15 protein-coding genes are annotated in these 18,615 nt (G+C 68.7%); 10 read left to right on the top strand and 5 right to left on the bottom strand.

Features of this window, described 5'->3' with window-relative positions:
- Positions 1 to 2: 2 nt before the first annotated feature.
- Positions 3 to 1,211, bottom strand: a complete 1,209-nt coding sequence (gene kbl, locus E5S66_RS09300; protein ID WP_138348957.1) for a glycine C-acetyltransferase — start codon at positions 1,209 to 1,211, stop codon at positions 3 to 5.
- 142 nt (positions 1,212 to 1,353) lie between these two features.
- Positions 1,354 to 2,376, bottom strand: a complete 1,023-nt coding sequence (gene tdh, locus E5S66_RS09295; RefSeq protein WP_138349000.1) for an L-threonine 3-dehydrogenase — start codon at positions 2,374 to 2,376, stop codon at positions 1,354 to 1,356.
- A gap of 147 nt (positions 2,377 to 2,523) precedes the next feature.
- Here tdh and E5S66_RS09290 point away from each other — a divergent pair, with 147 nt between their 5' ends.
- A complete protein-coding gene (locus tag E5S66_RS09290; protein ID WP_138348956.1) occupies positions 2,524 to 4,674 on the top strand; it encodes a S46 family peptidase in 2,151 nt (716 codons plus the stop codon).
- Positions 4,675 to 4,798: 124 nt separating this feature from the next.
- Entirely contained in the window at positions 4,799 to 6,892 is a 2,094-nt protein-coding gene (locus tag E5S66_RS09285; RefSeq protein ID WP_171033521.1) for a S46 family peptidase, read from the top strand.
- Positions 6,893 to 6,958: 66 nt separating this feature from the next.
- On the opposite strand, the gene E5S66_RS09280 is transcribed toward E5S66_RS09285, so the two are convergent.
- On the bottom strand, positions 6,959 to 7,354 hold the full coding sequence (locus E5S66_RS09280) for a DUF3224 domain-containing protein (protein WP_138348954.1): 396 nt from the start codon (positions 7,352 to 7,354) through the stop codon (positions 6,959 to 6,961).
- A 104-nt stretch (positions 7,355 to 7,458) separates the two neighbouring features.
- On the opposite strand from E5S66_RS09280, the gene E5S66_RS09275 reads away from it, so the two are divergent.
- The 6 genes from E5S66_RS09275 (at position 7,459) to E5S66_RS09250 (ending at position 13,469) form a co-directional block, all read left to right on the top strand.
- Positions 7,459 to 8,109, top strand: a complete 651-nt coding sequence (locus E5S66_RS09275; protein ID WP_138348953.1) for a histidine phosphatase family protein — start codon at positions 7,459 to 7,461, stop codon at positions 8,107 to 8,109.
- Positions 8,110 to 8,152: 43 nt separating this feature from the next.
- A complete protein-coding gene (folC, locus tag E5S66_RS09270; protein ID WP_138348952.1) occupies positions 8,153 to 9,421 on the top strand; it encodes a bifunctional tetrahydrofolate synthase/dihydrofolate synthase in 1,269 nt (422 codons plus the stop codon).
- Positions 9,422 to 9,482: 61 nt separating this feature from the next.
- The gene (locus tag E5S66_RS09265) at positions 9,483 to 10,427 is read left to right on the top strand and encodes an SPOR domain-containing protein (protein ID WP_138348951.1); all 945 of its coding nucleotides are present in this window, start codon (positions 9,483 to 9,485) and stop codon (positions 10,425 to 10,427) included.
- Positions 10,428 to 10,452: 25 nt separating this feature from the next.
- A complete protein-coding gene (gene purF / locus E5S66_RS09260) occupies positions 10,453 to 11,922 on the top strand; it encodes an amidophosphoribosyltransferase (RefSeq protein ID WP_138348950.1) in 1,470 nt (489 codons plus the stop codon).
- A gap of 221 nt (positions 11,923 to 12,143) precedes the next feature.
- Entirely contained in the window at positions 12,144 to 12,950 is an 807-nt protein-coding gene (locus E5S66_RS09255) for a ferritin-like domain-containing protein (RefSeq protein ID WP_246037192.1), read from the top strand.
- Between the two features lie 63 nt (positions 12,951 to 13,013).
- Entirely contained in the window at positions 13,014 to 13,469 is a 456-nt protein-coding gene (locus E5S66_RS09250; protein WP_138348948.1) for a COG3650 family protein, read from the top strand.
- Positions 13,470 to 13,473: 4 nt separating this feature from the next.
- Here the strand turns inward: E5S66_RS09250 and lpxH are convergent, their stop codons facing one another.
- Positions 13,474 to 14,196, bottom strand: coding sequence for a UDP-2,3-diacylglucosamine diphosphatase (gene lpxH, locus E5S66_RS09245; RefSeq protein WP_138348947.1), 723 nt, complete (start codon positions 14,194 to 14,196; stop codon positions 13,474 to 13,476).
- 130 nt (positions 14,197 to 14,326) lie between these two features.
- Between lpxH and gltX the strand changes: the two genes are divergently transcribed.
- Together gltX and E5S66_RS09235 are read left to right on the top strand one after the other, a co-directional pair.
- A complete protein-coding gene (gene gltX / locus E5S66_RS09240) occupies positions 14,327 to 15,724 on the top strand; it encodes a glutamate--tRNA ligase (RefSeq protein ID WP_138348946.1) in 1,398 nt (465 codons plus the stop codon).
- 91 nt (positions 15,725 to 15,815) lie between these two features.
- Positions 15,816 to 16,313 carry a transcriptional repressor gene (locus tag E5S66_RS09235; RefSeq protein WP_028839604.1) on the top strand — a complete coding sequence of 166 codons (498 nt, stop codon included), beginning with the start codon at positions 15,816 to 15,818 and terminating at the stop codon, positions 16,311 to 16,313.
- Between the two features lie 39 nt (positions 16,314 to 16,352).
- Here E5S66_RS09235 and E5S66_RS09230 read toward each other — a convergent pair whose 3' ends face one another.
- Positions 16,353 to 18,527 (bottom strand): TonB-dependent receptor, encoded by a 2,175-nt coding sequence (locus E5S66_RS09230; RefSeq protein WP_138348945.1) that lies wholly within the window; start codon positions 18,525 to 18,527, stop codon positions 16,353 to 16,355.
- Positions 18,528 to 18,615 lie beyond the last annotated feature (88 nt).

Genomic DNA, 18,615 nt, shown 5'->3' with positions numbered 1-18,615 from the left:
CCTCAGGCCTTCAGCACGCCCAGTTCGTGGCCGATGCGGATGAACGCATCGATGGCGCGGTCGAGGTGTTCGCGGGTATGCGCCGCCGAGATCTGCGTGCGGATGCGCGCCTGCCCCTTCGGCACCACCGGGAAGAAGAAGCCGATCGCGTAGATGCCTTCCTCCAGCAGCCGCTCGGCGAAGCGCTGCGCCAGCGGGGCGTCGTACAGCATCACCGGCGAAATCGGGTGCACGCCCGGCTTGATGTCGAAGCCCGCGGCGGTCATGCGTTCGCGGAAATAGGCGGTGTTCTCGCGCAGGCGGTCGCGCAGCTCGCCCGCGGACGAGAGCATCTCGAAGGCCTTGATGCCCGCGGCCACCACGTGCGGCGGCAGCGAGTTGGAGAACAGGTAGGGGCGCGAGCGCTGGCGCAGCAGCTCGATCACTTCCTTTTTCGCGGTGGTGAAGCCGCCGAGTGCGCCGCCCATCGCCTTGCCGAGGGTGCCGGTAAAGATGTCGATCCGGTCCAGCACGCCCTTGACCTCGGCGCTGCCGCGGCCGGTCGCACCGAGGAAGCCGGTGGCATGGCATTCGTCGATATGCACCAGCGCGCCATACTGCTTCGCCAGCCGCGTGATCTCGTCCAGCGGCGCGATGAAGCCGTCCATCGAGAACACGCCGTCGGTGGTGATCATGATGGTGCGCGCGCCGTCCGCCTTGGCCTGCTGCAGCTGCGTCTCGAGGTCGACCATGTCGCTGTTGGCGTAGCGGTAGCGCCTGGCCTTGCACAGGCGCACGCCATCGATGATCGAGGCGTGGTTGAGCGCGTCGGAAATGATCGCGTCGTTCTCGTCCAGCAGCGGCTCGAACAGCCCGCCGTTGGCGTCGAAGCAGGCGGCGTAGAGGATGGTGTCCTCGGTGCCGAAGAAGTCGGCGATGGTCCGTTCCAGCTGCTTGTGCAGGTCCTGGGTGCCGCAGATGAAGCGCACGCTGGCCATGCCGAAGCCGTGGCTGTCCAGCGCTTCCTTGGCGGCGGCGATCACCTCCGGGTGGTCGGCGAGCCCGAGGTAATTGTTGGCGCAGAAATTCAGCACCTTGCGGCCGTCCGCCAGTTCGATCTCGGCCGACTGCGGGGAGATGATGATGCGCTCCGACTTGAACAGGCCGGCGGCGCGGATCTCGTCGAGGGTGTCGGCAAAACGCCTGGTAAGAGCAGGTTGGGTCAGGGACATGATTGTTCCGTACGCATGAGGCGGCCGGGGCTGCCTGTGCCCGACACGCCGTGAATACGTCCATGTAGGCTCATCGGCGGCGTCCATGCCGGCGATGGTCGTGCACAGGCAGCCCCGGCCGCCTCATGCCCGACCAGTCTCGTCAATTCCAGCTCAAGACCACCTTGCCGGCCTTGCCCGCTTCCATCAGGTCGAAGCCCTTCTGGAAATCCTCCACCGGCAGCTGGTGGGTCAGCACCTTGCCCAGCGGGAAACCGGACAGCACCAGCTGGGTCATCTTGTACCAGGTCTCGTACATCTTGCGGCCGTAGATGCCCTGCACGGTCAGACCCTTGAAGATGATCTTGTCCCAGTCGCAGCCGGCGCCCTTGGGCATGATGCCGAGCATCGCGATCTTGCCGCCGTGGTACATGCAGTCGAGCATGTCGTTGAAGGCGCGCGGGTTGCCGCTCATCTCCAGGCCCACGTCGAAGCCTTCCATGTGCAGGTCCGCCATCACGTCCTTGAGCGAAGTGTTGGCGACGTTGACCACGCGGGTGGCACCCATGTCGGCGGCCAGCTTGAGGCGGTAGTCGTTGACGTCGGTGACTACCACGTTGCGTGCACCGATGTGCTTGCAGATGCCGGCGGCGATGATCCCGATAGGGCCGGCGCCGGTGATCAGCACGTCTTCGCCGATCACGTCGAACTCCAGCGCGCAGTGCGCGGCGTTGCCGTAGGGGTCGAAGAACGCGGCCAGCTCGGACGGGATCTGGTCGGGAATCGGCCACAGGTTGCTGGCCGGCATGGTCATGTATTCGGCGAAGGCGCCGTTGCGGTTCACGCCGATGCCCACCGTGTTCGGGCACAGGTGCGGGCGGCCGCCGCGGCAGTTGCGGCAGTGGCCGCAGACGATGTGGCCCTCGGCCGAGACGCGCTGGCCGACTTCGTAACCGGTGACCGCCGACCCGAGCTGGGCGATGCGGCCGACGAACTCGTGGCCGATGGTCAGCCCCGGCTGGATGGTGCGCTGGCTCCAGTCGTCCCACAGGTAGATGTGCAGGTCGGTGCCGCAGATGGCGGTCTTTTCCAGCTTGATCAGGACCTCGTTCGGGCCCGGCACCGGCACCGGCACCTGTTCCATCCAGATGCCCTTGGCGGCTTCGCGCTTGACCAGCGCCCGCATCGTGTTCGCTTGCGTCATGTCCATGACCGGTCGGGATAAGACCGCCATTTTACCGCCGTTCCCGTCCATGCCGGCCTGACCAAGGTCACGGGCCGGCGCGGGGCGGGGATGGTCTAATACGGGTTTGCCGTTCCCGGAGCCCCGACCATGCGCAAACGCACCCTGACCGTCGCCCTGGCGATGACCCTTGCCGGCGGCGCGGCCCATGCCGACGAAGGCATGTGGATGCCCTCGCAGCTGCCGCAGCTGGCCGCCCAGCTGCAGGCCGCCGGTTTCAAGGGCGACCCCGCCCAGCTGGCCGACGTGACCAAGCCGCCGCTGGCCGCGGTGGTGTCGCTGGGAGGGTGCACCGCCAGCTTCGTCTCGCCGGAAGGGCTGGTGGTGACCAACCACCACTGCGCGATGGGTGCGATCCAGCTCAATTCCACCGCGGAGAAGAACCTGATCCAGGACGGCTTCATCGCCGCCACCCGCGCCGATGAGGTCTCGGCCGGCCCCGCCTCGCGGATCTGGGTGACGGTGGGGTTCGACAAGATCACCGACCGCATCCTGACCGATGCGAAGGGCAAGACCGGGCGCGCCTATTACGATGCCGTGGATGCGGCGAAGAAGACCGCGGTCGCCGAGTGCGAGGCCGATGCCGGCCATCGCTGCAGCGTCGCCGACATGTACTACGGCAGCGACTTCTATCTGATCAAGCAGCTGGAGCTGAAGGACATCCGCCTTGTCTACGCGCCGCCCCGCGCGATCGGCAACTACGGCGACGAGATCGACAATTTCATGTGGCCGCGCCACACCGGCGATTTCACCTTCTACCGTGCCTACGTCGGCAAGGATGGCAAGCCGGCCGCGTACAGCAAGGACAACGTCCCCTATGCGCCGCCCGCGCACCTGACGGTATCGACCGCACCGGTGAAGGCGGGCGATTTCGCGATGCTGGCGGGTTATCCCGGCCGCACCTTCCGCCATCGCACCGCTTCCGAATTCGCTGGCCAGATCGACTGGCTGCTGCCCACCCGGGTGGCGATGTACGACGGCCTGATCGATACCGTCGAGCAGGCCAGCGCCGGCAGCAAGGCCAAGCAGGTGGCCTATGCCTCCAGCGTCGCCGGCTACAAGAACACGCTCAAGCGTGCGCAGGGCGAACTGGAAGGCCTGCGCCGCAGCGACGCGGTGCGGGTGCGGCGCGAGGACGAGGCGGCGATGCTGGCGTGGCTGGGCAAGCAGCCCGGGGCGAAGGCGAAGCTGGCCGGCATCCGCGCGATGCAGGCGGAACTGGATGCCGATGACGCCAACCGCGAACGCGACTTCATTCTCCCGTTCCTGCGCCCCGGCCTGCTGGGTTCGGCGGTGACGTTGCAGCGGCTGGCGCTGGAGCGCGGCAAGCCGGATGCGCAGCGCGAAACCGGCTTCCAGCAGCGCGACGAGGCGCTGATCGAGGGCGGCCTGAAGCAGCTGCAGCGCCGCTATGACCCGGAGGTGGAAAAGGCCACCCTGCGTTACGCGCTGAAACGCTATTTCGCGCTGCCGGCCGGACAGCGCGTGGCCGAGTTCGATGCCGTGTTCGGCAGCAACGAAGCCGAGGCCGCGCAGCGGCTCGACGCGCTGTATGCCGGCACCCGGCTCGGCGACGAAGCCACGCGTCTGGACGCGCTGAAGCTCGACGCCTCCGCATTTGCGGCATCGGACGACGCCCTGCTCAAGGCCGCCGCCACCCTGCAGCCGGCGCTGTTGCGTCTGGAAGCGGAAGCCAAGCAGCGCGCCGGTGAACTGCTGCGGCTGCGCCCGGCCTACATGCAGGCGTTGATCGCCTATCGCAATTCGCAGGGCAGGGCGGTCTACCCGGACGCCAATTCCACCCTGCGCATCAGCTACGGCAAGGTCAGCCCGCTGTCGCCGCGCGACGGCATGGACTACCGCCCGCTGACCACGGTGGCCGGCATCGTCGAGAAGGCGACCGGAGTCGAGCCGTTCGATGCGCCGAAGCCGCTGCTGGACGCGATCGCCAAGGGCGATTTCGGCAGCACCGCCGATCCGGAGCTGAAGACCCAGACCGTCGACTTCATGACCAACCTCGACACCACCGGCGGCAATTCCGGCTCGCCGGTGCTGGATGCGCAGGGCAAGCTGATCGGCCTGAACTTCGACAGCAACTGGGAGGCGGTCAGCGCCAGCTGGATGTTCGACCCGCGCTACAAGCGTGCGATCCACGTGGACATGCGCTACCTGCGCTGGCTGCTGGCCAAGGTCTATCCGGCGCCGCACCTGCTGCAGGAAATGCAGCTGCCCGCCGAGTAAGCCCGATTCCCGCGTTCCCCCGATGCAACCACCAAGGACAACAACGATGCGCAAGACCCTCCTCGCCGCCGGCATCGCCGCGGCCACCGCCAGCTTCGCCGCCGCCGTGCATGCCGACGAAGGCATGTGGGTGCCGCAGCAGCTGCCGGAAATCGCCGGCCCGCTGAAGAAGGCCGGCCTGAAGCTGGACCCGAAGCAGCTGGCCAACCTCACCGGTGATCCGATGGGCGCGGTGGTGTCGCTGGGCGGCTGCACCGCCAGCTTCGTCTCGCCCCAGGGCCTGGTGGCGACCAACCACCACTGCGCCTACGGCGCGATCCAGCTGAATTCCACCGCCGAGAAGAACCTGATCCGCGACGGCTTCAACCCGGCAACACAGGCCGATGAACTCTCGGCCGGTCCGAACGCGCGCATCTACGTGCTGGAAGACATCACCGACGTCACCGCGGACGCCAAGGTGGCGATGGCGGCGGCGGGCAGCGACCCGGTCGCCCGCGCCGACGCGCTGGAAGCCTTCGAGAAGAAGACCACCAGCGCCTGCGAAGCCGATGCCGGCTACCGCTGCCGGGTCTACAGCTTCATGGGCGGCAACACCTGGCGCCTGTTCAAGAACCTCGAGATCAAGGACGTGCGCCTGGCCTACGCACCGCCCGCCAGCGTCGGCAAGTTCGGTGGCGACATCGACAACTGGATGTGGCCGCGCCACACCGGCGACTTCTCGTTCTACCGCGCCTACGTGGGCAAGGACGGCAAGCCGGCGGCGTTCAGCAAGGACAACGTGCCCTACCAGCCGAAGCACTGGCTGAAGATCGCCGACAAGCCGCTGGGCGCGGGCGACTTCGTGATGGTGGCGGGCTATCCGGGCCGCACTGATCGTTACGCGCTGGCGGCGGAGTTCGAGAACACCCAGGCATGGCGCTATCCGGCCATTTCCAAGGCCTACAAGGATCAGATCGCGCTGGTCGAGGCGGCGGGAAAGGACAATCCCGACATCGCGGTGAAGTACGCCGCCACGATGGCCGGCTGGAACAACACCAGCAAGAACTTCGACGGCCAGCTGGAAGGCTTCGCCCGCAACGACGTGCTGGGTTTCAAGCGCAATGAGGAAGCGGCAGTGCTGAACTGGCTGCGGGCGCAGGGCGAGGCCGGCAAGCCGGCGCTGGCCGCGCACGCCACGCTGGTGAAGCTGGTGGACGATGCCAAGCTGACCCAGGAACGCGACCTGGTGCTGGGCAGCTTCAACCGCAGCGGCGTGCTGGGTACCGCGGTCAGCCTGTACCGCCTCGCCATCGAAAAGCAGAAGCCCGATGCCGAGCGCGAGTCCGGCTACCAGCAGCGCGACCTGCCGGTGATCGAGGGCAGCCTCAAGCAGATGGAACGCCGCTACGTGCCGGCAATGGACCGCCAGCTGCAACAGTACTGGCTGGACCGTTACGTGGCGCTGCCTTCGGCGCAGCACGTCGCCGCGGTGGACGGCTGGCTGGGTGGCAGCGACAAGGCCGCCGCAGACAAGGCGCTGGCGCGCCTGGACGGCAGCAAACTGGCCAGCCTGGACGAGCGGCTGAAGTGGTTGAACGCCGACAAGGCAGCCTTCGAAGCCAGCACGGATCCGGCTATCCAGTATGCGGTGGCGGTGATGCCCACCCTGATGGAGATGGAGAAGAAGTCGAAGGCGGTGTACGGCACCGCGCTGCAGGCCCGCCCGCTGTACCTCCAGGCGATGGCCGACTACAAGAAGAGCAAGGGCGAGGCGGTCTATCCGGACGCCAACTCCTCGCTGCGGATCACCTTCGGTACCGTCAAGGGCTACACCAAGCTGGACGGCAGCGTGCAGCAGCCGTTCACCCTGCTGGAACAGGTGGCGGCCAAGGAAACCGGCGCCGAGCCGTTCGACAACCCGAAGGCGCTGCTCGACGCGGTGGCCGCCAAGCGCCATGGCGGGCTGGCCGACAAGCGCCTGGGCACGGTGCCGGTGAACTTCCTGTCCGACCTCGACATCACCGGCGGCAACTCCGGCTCGCCGGTGCTGGACGCGCAGGGCAAGCTGGTGGGCCTGGCCTTCGACGGCATCCAGGAAGCCGTGGCCAGCAACTGGGTGTTCGAGCCGGTGATGACCCGCATGATCTCGGTGGACCAGCGCTACATGCGCTGGATCATGCAGGAGGTCATGCCGGCGCCGCAGCTGCTGCAGGAACTGGGCGTGGCGCCGAAGAAGTAAGCGCCGCTGCCCGCAACTGGAAACGCCGGCCTCGCGCCGGCGTTTTCGTTTGCCCGGCGGGCCGGGTCAGGCGTCGCGGAAGTCGTAATCGAACGTGTAGTAATGCTTGCCGTCGGTGATGTCGATGCGGATGCGCCCGTGCAGGCCTTCCAGTTCGCCGGTGCCGGAGTCGGGGATCACGGTGACGTCCAGCGACGGCTTGCCGCGATCCATGGTGCCGTTGTGCTGGGCGAAGAAGCTGCCGCGGCGGCCGTCCAGCGTGCCCTCGATCCGCTCGATCGCCACGTAGGCGCCGGAGCCCTGCACGGGCGACATCAGCGCCAGCATGTGGACCACGCTGGAGGCCTCCAGCCCGCCGCGGAAACGCTTTTCGAAGCGCGAATGGCCGATGGTCGCGCCCTCGCCGATCTCCAGTTCTTCCTGCGGGATGCGCGTGACTTCGAACTCGCCTGTGGCCTGCATGTCCCGGACTCCTGTCTGCGGAAACCCAAGCCTACCGCGCCCGGTGTAAACCGCGTGCAACCTTGCTAGGATTGTGCGCTGCACAATCGCTGAGCGCGCCGCGCATGAAGATCCTGCTTGCCCGCCACGGCGAAACCCCGTGGAACGCCGAAGGCCGCTATCAGGGCCAGGTGGACATTCCCCTTTCCGACCTGGGCATCGCCCAAGCGACGGCCCTGGGCGAACGCCTGATGTCATTGCGCATCGACCGCGCCGTGGCCTCGCCGCTGGCACGCGCCACCCGCACCGCGCAGCTGGCGCTGGGCGTTGCGCGCGCGTCGCGGCTGGGCTTCGACGATGGCTTCCTTGAAATCGCCCACGGCGAATGGGAAGGCCTGCTGGCCAGCGAGATCGCCGAACGCGATCCCCAGCGCCTGCGCGCCTGGCGCGAGGCGCCGGACACCGTGCTGATGCCGGGCGCCGGCGGCGAATCGCTGCAGATGGTGCTGGATCGCGCCTGGGTTGCACTGGCGCGGGCCTGCGAAGGGTTGGGCGCCGAGGACACCTTGCTGGTGGTCGCCCACGATGCGGTCAACCGGGTACTGCTGGCGCGCATCCTTGGCCTGCCGCTGACCAGGCTGTGGAGCTTCCGCCAGGCCCCCACCACGCTGAACCTGCTCGAAGGCCCGGACGTGGATTCGCTGGAAGTGGTGCGCCTGAACGACTGCGCCCACCATACGCCGTTCTTCGGCGAGGCCAAGCACCGCGCGCTGTAAGCGCAGCCCGGCTGGCGCGTCGGCGCTCTCCTACAATATCGCCATGTCACGCACGCTTCCCGACTGGCTCGCCTTCATCGAGCGCCAGCATCCGAATGCCATCGCCATGGGCCTGGAGCGCGTGCGCGATGTCGCCGCGCGGATGGGGCTGGGCAAGCCGGCTCCCCATGTCGTCACGGTGGCCGGCACCAACGGCAAGGGCTCGACGGTGGCATTCGTGGAGGCGATCGCGCGCGCGCAGGGGCTGCGCGTCGGCGCCTACACGTCGCCACACCTGCTGCGCTACAACGAGCGCGTGCGCATCGACGGCCGCGACGTCGACGATGACGCACTGATCGAAGGCTTCGAGGCGGTGGAGGCTGCGCGCGGTAACATCCCGCTGACCTATTTCGAATACGGCACGTTGTGCGCGCTGTGGCTGTTCGCGCGCGCCGGGCTCGACCTGGTCGTGCTGGAGGTGGGGCTGGGCGGGCGGCTGGACGCGGTCAACATCGTCGATGCCGACGCCGCCATCGTCACCACGGTAGGTCTGGACCATCAGGACTGGCTGGGTGGCGACATCGAGGCGATCGGCTTCGAGAAGGCCGGCATCGCGCGCCCCTTCAAGCCGTTGGTGCTGGGCGACGACGACCCGCCGGCCAGCGTGCTGCGCCACGCCTACGCCATCGGCGCGCCGGCCTGGCGGATCGCCAACGATTTCTTCGCCGAGCCGGTCGATGCCGGGCACTGGCGCTGGCGCGAAGTCGGCTACGAAATGATCCTGCCGCTGCCGATGCAGGCGCAGGGCGCACCGGTGCAGCTGCGCAACGCCGCCTGTGCGATCGCCGCGCTGCGTGCGCTCGACCTGCCGTTGGAGGAGGAGGCGCTGGCGCGCGGCGTGGCCGATGCCGCGGTCGCGGGGCGGCTGCAGCGGTTCGAGCGCGCTGGCGTGGAAATCGTCGTCGACGTGGGCCATAACCCGCAGGCTGCCGCCGCGCTGGCCGGCTGGCTGCACAGCCAGCCGAAGCGACGCACCGTGGCCGTGTACGCGGCGCTCGCCGACAAGGACGCCGCCGGCGTGGTGGCCGCATTGGCCGATGAAGTGGATGGCTGGCTGCTGGCCGGCTCGCTGGACGCCGGCCCGCGCGGCAGCGATGCGGCGACGCTGGCGCAGCGACTGGCGGGCACGGCCGCTGCTGCGGGCTGCCACGCCGACGTGGCGGGCGCGCTGGCGGCAGCGCTGGCGCGGGCGGCGCCCGACGGCCGGGTGCTGGCGTTCGGCTCGTTCCACGCCGCCGCGGAAGCGCTGCGCTACCTGAACGCCGCGGACTGACCGCCGCCGGCATGCCGGTATAATCCGTCCTCCCACCGCGCCCTGGCCCCACGGAATGCCGATGGATACGTCGCTGAAACAGCGCCTGGTCGGCGCCGCCGTGCTGGTCGCGCTGGCCGTCATCTTCCTGCCGCTGCTGGTCAAGGGGCCCGCGCCTGACAGTGGCGTCTCCGATGTGTCGCTGCGCGTGCCGCCGGAACCGAAGGCGCCCGACGGCACCGTGACCCAGGACCTGCCGCTGGTGGCCCCCGCGGCTGCACCCACGGGAGGTGTTTCCGGCATGCCGAGCGCGATGCCCGCCGCCTCCGAGGCGCCTGCGGCTGACGCGGCGCCGTTGGCAGCGGTCGCGGCCGGCGACTTCGCGGTCAGCTTCGGCAACTACGCCAGCTCGGCCGATGCGGACAAGGTGATTGCTGCGCTGGCTGCTGCCGGCCTGCCGGGCTATCGCGAAGCGGTGGCGCTGGGTGATCGCCAGGCACAGCGCGTGCGCATCGGGCCGTTCGCCGACCGCGCCACCGCCGAATCGGCGCGCCTGCGCGCCGGCCAGGTGCGCAGCGACGTGGATGCCAAGGTGCTGGCGCTGGATGCCGCGGCCACCGCCGCGCCGGCCGCACCGGCGCCGCCGGCGGCGACCAAGCCCGCATCGGCGGAACCGAAGATCGAAACCAAGCCGCTGGCCAAGGTCGAGCCGGTCAAGACCGAACCAGCCAAGCCGGCCACCGCGCCAGCAGCCAAGCCCGAGCCGCTGCCGGCGAAGCCGGCCAATCCCGCCGGCACCGGTTTCGTGGTGCAGATCGGCGCGTTCTCCTCGGCACCGGACGCGCTGGCCCAGCGCGACGCGCTGCGCAAGGCCGGTTTCAATGCGTTCACCGATTCCGTGCCCGGTCCGAATGGCACCCTCACCCGGGTGCGGGTGGGCCCGGTGATGACCCGCGCCGAAGCCGATGCGCTGAAGGCCAAACTCAAGGCCGCAGGCAAGGACGGCATGGTCCGTCCGCATCCCTGAGCCAAACCAACAGGAAGTCCCAAGCATGTGCGGCATCGTGGGTATCGTCGGCCACAGCGAAGTGGCCGGGTTGTTGTATGACGGGCTGACCATGCTCCAGCACCGCGGCCAGGACGCGGCCGGCATCGCCACCGTGCACGGCTCGCATCTGCGCGTGCACAAGGGCAACGGGCTGGTGCGCGACGTGTTCGACGCCAAGTCGATGGCCCTGCTGGAAGGCCAGGTCGGCATCGCCCACTGCCGCTACCCGACCGCGGGCAGCGAAGGCAGCGACGAGGCGCAGCCGTTCTACGTCAACTCGCCGTTCGGCATCGCGCTGGCGCACAACGGCAACCTGACCAATGCCGATGCGCTGCGCCGCGAGGTGTTCGAACAGGACCGCCGCAACGTCAACACCGGCTCGGATTCGGAAGTGCTGCTGAATGTGTTCGCGCACGAGCTGGACAGCCAGCACGCGCTGACGCCGGACGCGGTGTTCGCCGCGCTGGAAGGCGTGAACCGGCGCGTGAAGGGCGGCTACGCCGTGGTCTGCACGGTGCTGGGGCTGGGTCTGGTGGCGTTCCGCGACCCCCACGGCATTCGCCCGCTGGTGCTGGGCAAGCGCAGCGGCGCCGCCGGCGATGAATTCATCGTTGCCTCGGAGTCGGTGGCGCTGGACGTGCTGGGCTTCGAGCGCGTGCGCGACGTCGCCCCGGGCGAGGGCATCATCATCACCAACAGTGGCGAGCTGTTCGCGCGCCAGTGCGCACCCGCCGCGCCGCACGCCACCTGCATCTTCGAGTACGTGTATTTCGCCCGGCCCGACTCGATGATGGAGGAAATCTCGGTGCACAAGGCGCGCATGCGCATGGGCGTGACGCTGGGCGAGAAGATCCTGCGCGAGCGGCCGGACCACGACATCGACGTGGTCATCCCGATCCCCGACACCAGCCGCGACTCGGCGCTGGAGATCGCCAACACGCTGGGCGTGAAGTACCGCGAAGGCTTCATCAAGAATCGCTACGTCGGCCGCACCTTCATCATGCCGGGGCAGGGCGAGCGGGCGAAGTCGGTCAAGCGCAAGCTCAACCCGATCCCGCTGGAGTTCCGCAACCGCGTGGTGCTGCTGGTGGACGATTCCATCGTGCGCGGCACCACCAGCCAGCAGATCGTGCAGATGGCGCGCGATGCCGGCGCCAAGAAGGTCTATCTGGCTTCCGCCGCGCCGCCGGTTCGCCACCCGAACGTGTACGGCATCGACATGCCGTCGCGCGAGGAGCTGGTGGCGCACGGTCGCAGCGAGAAGGAAATCGAAGAGTTGCTGGGCTGCGACTGGCTGATCTACCAGGACCTTGCCGACCTTGAAACCGCGGTGGCCGGGCCGAAGTTCCCGGGCCGCAGGTTCGACAGTTCGTGCTTCAACGGCGAATACGTGACCGGGATCGATGCCGATTATTTCGAGCGCATCCAGCAGCAGCGCTCGGACGAGGCGAAGAAGAAGCGGCGGGCTTCCTGATCGGGCGTGACGGTGTGTGGGGCTGCGTAGGCCCGGCCTCGCAACCAAGCGAATCACCTGAAGCGACTTGCGAGGCCGGGCCTACGCAGCCGCGACACGACGTGGTTCCCCGCAAGCGTGCATTTCCCGCAGGCGAGTGCCGGGATGCGTTTCAAGTCGCTCCACGTGATTCGCTTGGTTGAAACGCATCCCGGCACTCGCCTTGTGAGATGGTCGCAATCGTGACGAAAAGCCTCTTCACCGCCGCCCGCGCCTGCCTTGACGCTGCCACCGCGGACGACAAGCCCGCGCTGACGCTGGAGATGGCCGCCGCATTTGCACGCGGTGAGTTGGTAGTCGATGACGACGCCCCGCCACCCGAACCGATCCGCATGCCGGGCCGGCCAGCGCGCCCGGCGCTGGTGCATCCGCGCGACCTGCCGCGGCGCGGCTTCGGCAGTGACGAGGGCCGCGCCGCCTTCATCCACGCGGTGGCGCATATCGAGTTCAACGCGATGGACCTGGCCTGGGACGCGGTGTATCGCTTCCGCGGCATGCCGTCCACGTTCCAGGCCGATTGGGTGTCGGTGGCCAGCGACGAAGCCCGCCACTTCAACCTGCTGCGCGCGCGGCTGCGCGAGCTGGGCCATGACTACGGCGATTTCGATGCCCACAACGGGCTATGGGAAATGGCGGAAAAGACCGCCCACGATGGCCTTGCACGCATGGCGCTGGTGCCGCGCGTGCTGGAAGCGCGCGGGCTGGATGTGACGCCGGGGATGATCGTGAAGCTGCGCGCGTTGGGCGATGCGGCCACCGTCGCGATCCTGGAACTCATCCTGCGCGAGGAAGTGGCACACGTCGCCGCCGGTTCGCGCTGGTACCGCTGGTACTGCGAGCGTGCCGGCGTCGAGCCGCGCGCGCGTTTCCGCGCACTGTTGCGCGAATACGCCAGCGGCGTGCTGCACAAGCCGTTCAATACCGAGGCGCGGCTGCAGGCGGGGTTCGATCCGGAAGAGCTGGAAAGCCTGCTGGCCGAGGCGGACTGAGCCCCGATGCCGCGCCGTGGCGACGGTTGCGGCACACTGGCTACCCGTCTCCGGAAGCCCGCCATGAAGCTCTCAATTGCCGTCCTGTCGCTGCTGCTGGCGGCATGCAGCGCGCCGCAGCCGTCCGACTCCACGCCTGCATCGGGTACCAGCGCCGCCGGCCCTGTTTCGGCTACCCCGGAGGCGGTGGCGATGGGAAAGCGGGCGCCAGGCGATCTGGCTGCGCCGCTGCAGGTGTTCCGCGTGTTCGGCAACGAGCCGTTCTGGAACGCCAGTATCGAGGGCGACAGGCTGACCTACAGCACCCCGGACGACCCCGCCGGCCTGGTGTTGCAGGGGCGGCGTCGCGCCATCCCGGGTGGGGTGGAAATCGCGGGCAGCCATGACGGCCGCTCATTCGTGCTGACGGTCATCGAGGATGAGTGCAGCGACGGCATGTCCGGCAACAACTACGCGCTGGCGGCGAGGTTCCACTTCGGCGACATCGACTTCGGCGGTTGCGGCGAAGCGGCGAAGTGACGCGCTACAGGCGGGCGAGATCGCATCCGTCCGCACTGACGCGCAACACCGAGCCCTGTTCGTACCAGTCGCCCAGCACGATGCGGCTGCGGCCTTCGCCTTCGTCGTGGAACGCCGGGCGATGGGTGTGGCCATGGATCATGCGCTGCACGCCATGGCGCGCGAACCACTCCTGCACCGTGGCCGGTGCCACGTCGCCGATGGTTTCCGCCATGCCTTTCGCCACCAGCTCGCCGTAGCGCGCCTGGCTGGCCGCGCGCGCCTGCGCGGCGAACGCCAGCCGTCCCGCCAGCGGCTGCGCCAGGAATTGCGCCTGCCACTGCGGGCTGCGCGTCTGCGCGCGGAACTGCTGGTAGGCGGTGTCGTCGGTGCACAGCAGGTCGCCGTGCAGCAACAGGGTGGGGGTGCCGTACAGATCGACCACCGTGGGGTCGTCGAGCAGGGTCATGCCGCAGCGCGCGGCGTAGGCCTCGCCCAGCAGGAAGTCGCGGTTGCCGCGGATGAAGTACGCCGGCACGCCGGCATCGGCGAGTGCGCGCAGCCTGTCCGCCACCAACGCGCCGGCTTGGGATGGATCGTCGTCGCCGACCCAGGCCTCGAACAGGTCGCCGAGGATGTACAGGGCATCGGCGCCGCGTGCTTCGCCGTCGAGGAAGCGGCCGAACAGCGCGGTGATGTCCGGGCGCGCCGGGTCGAGGTGCAGGTCGGAGACGAAGAGTGTGGTCATGCGGAAATTGTAAGTCCCGGCAGCAGGAGGCGTTTGCGCGGGGGGCACAACCCCACCCCAACCCTCCCCTTCAAGGAAGGGGAGGGAGGACAAGCTAAAATGCACGATTCCGCTCTATTGCCCTGTCCCCATGACCGTCCGCACCCGCTTCGCCCCTTCTCCCACCGGCTACCTGCACATCGGCGGCGCGCGCACCGCGCTGTATTGCTGGCTGGAAGCGCGCCGCAAGGGCGGGCAGTTCGTTCTGCGAATCGAGGACACCGACCGCGAGCGCAGCACGCAGGCGGCCATCGACGCCATCCTGCAGGCGATGGAATGGCTGGGCCTGGATTACGACGAAGGCCCGATCTACCAGACCCATCGCCTGGATCGTTACAAGGAAGTCGCCGAACAGCTGGTCGCGTCCGGCCACGCCTACTACGCCTACGAGTCGAAGGAAGAGCTCGAGGCGATGCGCGAAGCGCTGATCGCCGCGAACGAGAAGCCGCGCTACAACGGCGCCTATCGCGATGCCAACGCCGGCTGGCGCGACGATCCCAACCGGGTGATCCGCTTCCGCAATCCGCACGACGGCGTGGTGGCCTGGGACGACAAGGTCAAGGGTCGCATCGAGATCGCCAACAGCGAACTCGACGACCTGGTGATCTTCCGCAGCGATGGCTACGCCACCTACAACTTCGCGGTGGTGGTGGACGACATCGACATGCGCATCACCGACGTGGTGCGCGGCGACGACCACGTCAACAACACGCCGCGCCAGATCAACATCTACAAGGCGCTGGGTGCACCGGTGCCGCACTTCGCGCACCTGCCGATGATCCTGGACGAGCAGGGCGCCAAGCTGTCCAAGCGCACCGGCGCGGCCGACGTGATGCAGTACCGCGATGCCGGCTACCTGCCGCACGCGCTGCTGAACTACCTGGTGCGGCTGGGCTGGTCGCACGGCGACCAGGAAGTGTTCTCGATCGCCGAGATGCAGTCGCTGTTCGACCTCGCCGACGTCAACGCCAAGGCGGCGCGGCTGGACATGGCCAAGCTCGGCTGGCTCAACCAGCAGTACCTGAAGACCGACGCTCCCGATGCCGTGGCCAGGCACCTCGTCTGGCATCTGGAACAGGCCGGATACGATCTGGCGAAGGGTCCGAAGCCGGCCGACCTCGTGGTGGCGCTGCGCGAGCGCGCGCAGACCCTGAGGGAAATGGCGGAGAAATCGGCGGTCTGGTTCGGTCCGCTGACCGTCTACGACGAAGCGTCGGTGGCCAAGCATCTCAAGGAAGCCGCGCGTGAACCGCTGGCGCAGATGCGGGCGCGGCTTGCCGCACTGGTCGACTGGTCGCCCGATCCGATTCACGATGTCGTGAAGGCGGTGTCCGAGGCCCTTGGCATCGGCATGGGCAAGATCGCGCAGCCGATGCGGGTGGCCATCACCGGCACCCAGGTCAGCCCGGATATCGGCTGGACGGTCTATCTGTGCGGGCGCGACGAAGCGCTGGCTCGGATCGATGCGGCCATCGCGCGGATCGGCTGAGCGGTGCTGACCGCCGCGCTGGCGCGCGCGGTTGATGCGGGGTCGACGGCCGCGGCTTGAGCTGGGCCATTCCAGCCCGCATCATCGGTGCATGGGTAAATCACATGCCTGCACCGATCCGCACCACCATGTCGACGACGCCGACGCGTTCGTGGCCGCGGTGGAGCGCGCCTGCGGCGAGCGCGGCCTGCGCCTGACCGCGCAGCGCGCGCGCGTGCTGGGCCTGATCGCGCAGGCCGGGCAGCCGATCAAGGCCTACGACCTGCTGGATCGCTTCCGCGCCGGCGAGGATGGCGCCAACGTGGCGCCGCCCACCGTCTATCGCGCGCTGGATTTCCTGCTGGCCAACGGCTTCATCCACAAGCTGGAGTCGATCAACGCGTTCGTGGCCTGCCACCATCCCAACGCCGCCCAGCATTCGGTGCCGTTCCTGATCTGCAACCGCTGCCATTCGGCCACCGAGCTGGAAGACGCCAGCATCGTCGCCACGCTGGATGCGGCGGCGCGTGCGCTGGGCTTCGCGCCGCAGGCGCAGACGCTGGAAGTGCACGGCCTGTGCGCGCGCTGCGCGGGCGGGGAAGCCGGGTGACGCCCCCGCCTGCGCGCAGCTGACGCGCGGAAGCTTCGGTCAGAAGAACATCCGCACGCCGAACGCCAGGTTGCGGCCCTGCAGTGGAACCACGTCCTTCAGGAACGAGGTATGCGGGCGCGCTTCGCGGTTGGTGAGGTTGGCGGCATCGAGGAACACTTCCCACTCACGACCACCGGCGGTATCCAGATGCCAGGCCAGGTGGGCATCGACCAGGGTGTAGCCGGGCGTGGCGTGCTCGAACGCCGCCACCTTGTCCTGGCGTGCATGGCGCACCGCGCCGACGCTGGCGCGCCAGGCGTCGCGTTCCCAGCGCAGGCGGACGCCGGTGCGCGACGGGGCGATCCGCGGCAGGTTGCCGCCGGCGGCAACCTGCGCCTGCTCGACGTGGCTGTGGTCGCCGTGCGGCACCTCCACCGAGACCGCGGCGGTGGTGCCGGCCGCTGCCGCCAACCGCCCGCGCACGCTGTCCGCGAACAGGCCCAGCGACCAGCGGCCGCTGCCGTTGTCGACGATGTCCCAGTCCAGCTTGGCCTCGAACCCGCTCAGGCGGGCGTCGTCCTGGCGCCACAGGCGCAGCGGGGCGCCGTCCACGCTGATGTCGGCGTTGGCCAGATAGATGAAGTCGTCGTAGCGGGCATGCCAGCCGGACAGCTGCAGTTCGAACGGGCCGTGGTGCAGGTGCATGCCCAGCTCGATGCGGTTGGCGGTTTCGGTGTCCAGCCCGGCGTCGCCCAGTTCATGGCTGCCGGTGGCCACGTGCAGGCCCGACGAATACAGCTCCTCCGCGGTCGGCGCACGCTGCGCGCGGTCCAGGCCGAGGTTGAAGTGCAGCGCATCATTGATCTCCCAGCCCAGTCCGGCGGACACGCTGGTGGTGCTGAAATCGCGGTCCGGCGCGGCCGACGCAGCGCGGTCGACGTCGACGTGGTTGCGGTCGTGGCGCAGGCCCAGGTCCAGCTGCATCGGCCCGAACGCATGCTTGCCGATCCAGAACAGGCCGGTGTCGTCGGCCACCGTGCCGGGCACGAAGGCCTCGTCGCCGATCGCGGTGAAATCGCGCTGGCTGGCTTGCAGGCCGAACGCGCCGTTCCAGCCGGCCAGCGGCTGGTGCACCAGCTCCACCCGCGCCTCGCGGCTGCGGTTGTTGAACACGGTGCCGACCGCATCGCCCTCGAATTCGGTGTGGGTGTAGCTGGTGTCGGCAACCTTCACCCGCAGCGAGGCGAACGGGCCGAGGTCGTCCAGGCCGCCGCGCAGTTCGTTGCGACGCTGGTCCATTTGCACGTGAACCGGACCCGCCTCTTCAAGGGCGTGGTCGGCGTGGTCATCTTCGCCGGCGCCATGCGCGTGGCCGCCGGGAATGCCGTAGCGGGTGTTGTACAGGCTGTAGCCGGCACCGAGGAAACCACGCTCGCCGATCCAGGAAATGCCCAGTGCAGCGCTGTCGGTGCGCACGGCGCTGTTGGCGAGGATGCCGGCTTCGTCCGGCGACGGGGTTTCGCCCAGTTCGGCGCGGTGTTCGGCGCTCTCGGCGAAGCCGGGAATGCGGTAGTCGCCGGCTTCGCGATGCAGGGCATCGAAATGGAAGGCGATGCTGCCGCTGCCGCCGTCGATGCGGACCGTGCCGGTGTTGCCATCGCTGACGCCGTCGTGGCGGAATTCGGCGCGTCCGGACAGCGGGGCGTCGGCGCGGACGATCGGGATCCGGCCATCGACCACGTTGACCGCGCCGCCGATCGCGCCGCTGCCGTAGAGCAGGGTCGCCGGGCCCTTGAGCACTTCGATCTGGTCGGCAAGGAAGGGCTCGATGCTCACCGCGTGGTCGACGCTGACCGTGGACACGTCGCCGGAGCCCAGGCCGTCGCTCAGCACCTGCACGCGTGCGCCGTCCAGGCCGCGGATGATCGGACGGCCCACGCCGGGGCCGAAGTTGGAGGTTTGCACGCCGGGCAGGCCGGCCACGGTTTCGCCGAGGGTGCCTGCCTTGGCTTCGTCCAGCTTGCTGCCGGCCAGCACTTCCACCGGCGCGGTCAGGTTCTCGGCGGTGTCCGCCAGCGGCGTGGCATGCACTTCGACCGCACTCAGGTTCTTGGGTGCGCTGTCGTGCCTGGCCTGCTGCGGCGCATCGGCAGCGTGGAGGACGGGAGAAAGCGCCAGCGCCAGTGCGGAGGCAAGCAGGGCGGGCCGGAGGGTGGGGGCGGGATATGACATGCGGGTCCGTTGGAAAGAGGAGTGCGCCGACGGGGATAATGTTATAACATAACAAATCGCACTCCCCCCTGCCGGACGTCATGCCCCG

Origin of the sequence: Thermomonas fusca, from assembly GCF_005862345.1 — a bacterium.
In the GTDB taxonomy this organism is placed as follows: Bacteria; Pseudomonadota; Gammaproteobacteria; order Xanthomonadales; family Xanthomonadaceae; genus Thermomonas; species Thermomonas fusca.
This window is presented reverse-complemented; position numbering and strand designations above follow the sequence as displayed.

Bases quoted from the DNA above. Each gene is read 5' to 3' on its own strand.
- kbl (WP_138348957.1), bottom strand. From the start codon at position 1,211: ATGTCCCTGACCCAACCTGCTCTTACCAGGCGTTTTGCCGACACCCTC.
- tdh (WP_138349000.1), bottom strand. From the start codon at position 2,376: ATGCGGGCGCTGGTCAAGCGCGAAGCCGCCAAGGGCATCTGGATGGAA.
- E5S66_RS09290 (WP_138348956.1), top strand. From the start codon at position 2,524: ATGCGCAAACGCACCCTGACCGTCGCCCTGGCGATGACCCTTGCCGGC.
- E5S66_RS09285 (WP_171033521.1), top strand. From the start codon at position 4,799: ATGTGGGTGCCGCAGCAGCTGCCGGAAATCGCCGGCCCGCTGAAGAAG.
- E5S66_RS09280 (WP_138348954.1), bottom strand. From the start codon at position 7,354: ATGCAGGCCACAGGCGAGTTCGAAGTCACGCGCATCCCGCAGGAAGAA.
- E5S66_RS09275 (WP_138348953.1), top strand. From the start codon at position 7,459: ATGAAGATCCTGCTTGCCCGCCACGGCGAAACCCCGTGGAACGCCGAA.
- folC (WP_138348952.1), top strand. From the start codon at position 8,153: ATGTCACGCACGCTTCCCGACTGGCTCGCCTTCATCGAGCGCCAGCAT.
- E5S66_RS09265 (WP_138348951.1), top strand. From the start codon at position 9,483: ATGGATACGTCGCTGAAACAGCGCCTGGTCGGCGCCGCCGTGCTGGTC.
- purF (WP_138348950.1), top strand. From the start codon at position 10,453: ATGTGCGGCATCGTGGGTATCGTCGGCCACAGCGAAGTGGCCGGGTTG.
- E5S66_RS09250 (WP_138348948.1), top strand. From the start codon at position 13,014: ATGAAGCTCTCAATTGCCGTCCTGTCGCTGCTGCTGGCGGCATGCAGC.
- lpxH (WP_138348947.1), bottom strand. From the start codon at position 14,196: ATGACCACACTCTTCGTCTCCGACCTGCACCTCGACCCGGCGCGCCCG.
- gltX (WP_138348946.1), top strand. From the start codon at position 14,327: ATGACCGTCCGCACCCGCTTCGCCCCTTCTCCCACCGGCTACCTGCAC.
- E5S66_RS09235 (WP_028839604.1), top strand. From the start codon at position 15,816: ATGGGTAAATCACATGCCTGCACCGATCCGCACCACCATGTCGACGAC.
- E5S66_RS09230 (WP_138348945.1), bottom strand. From the start codon at position 18,527: ATGTCATATCCCGCCCCCACCCTCCGGCCCGCCCTGCTTGCCTCCGCA.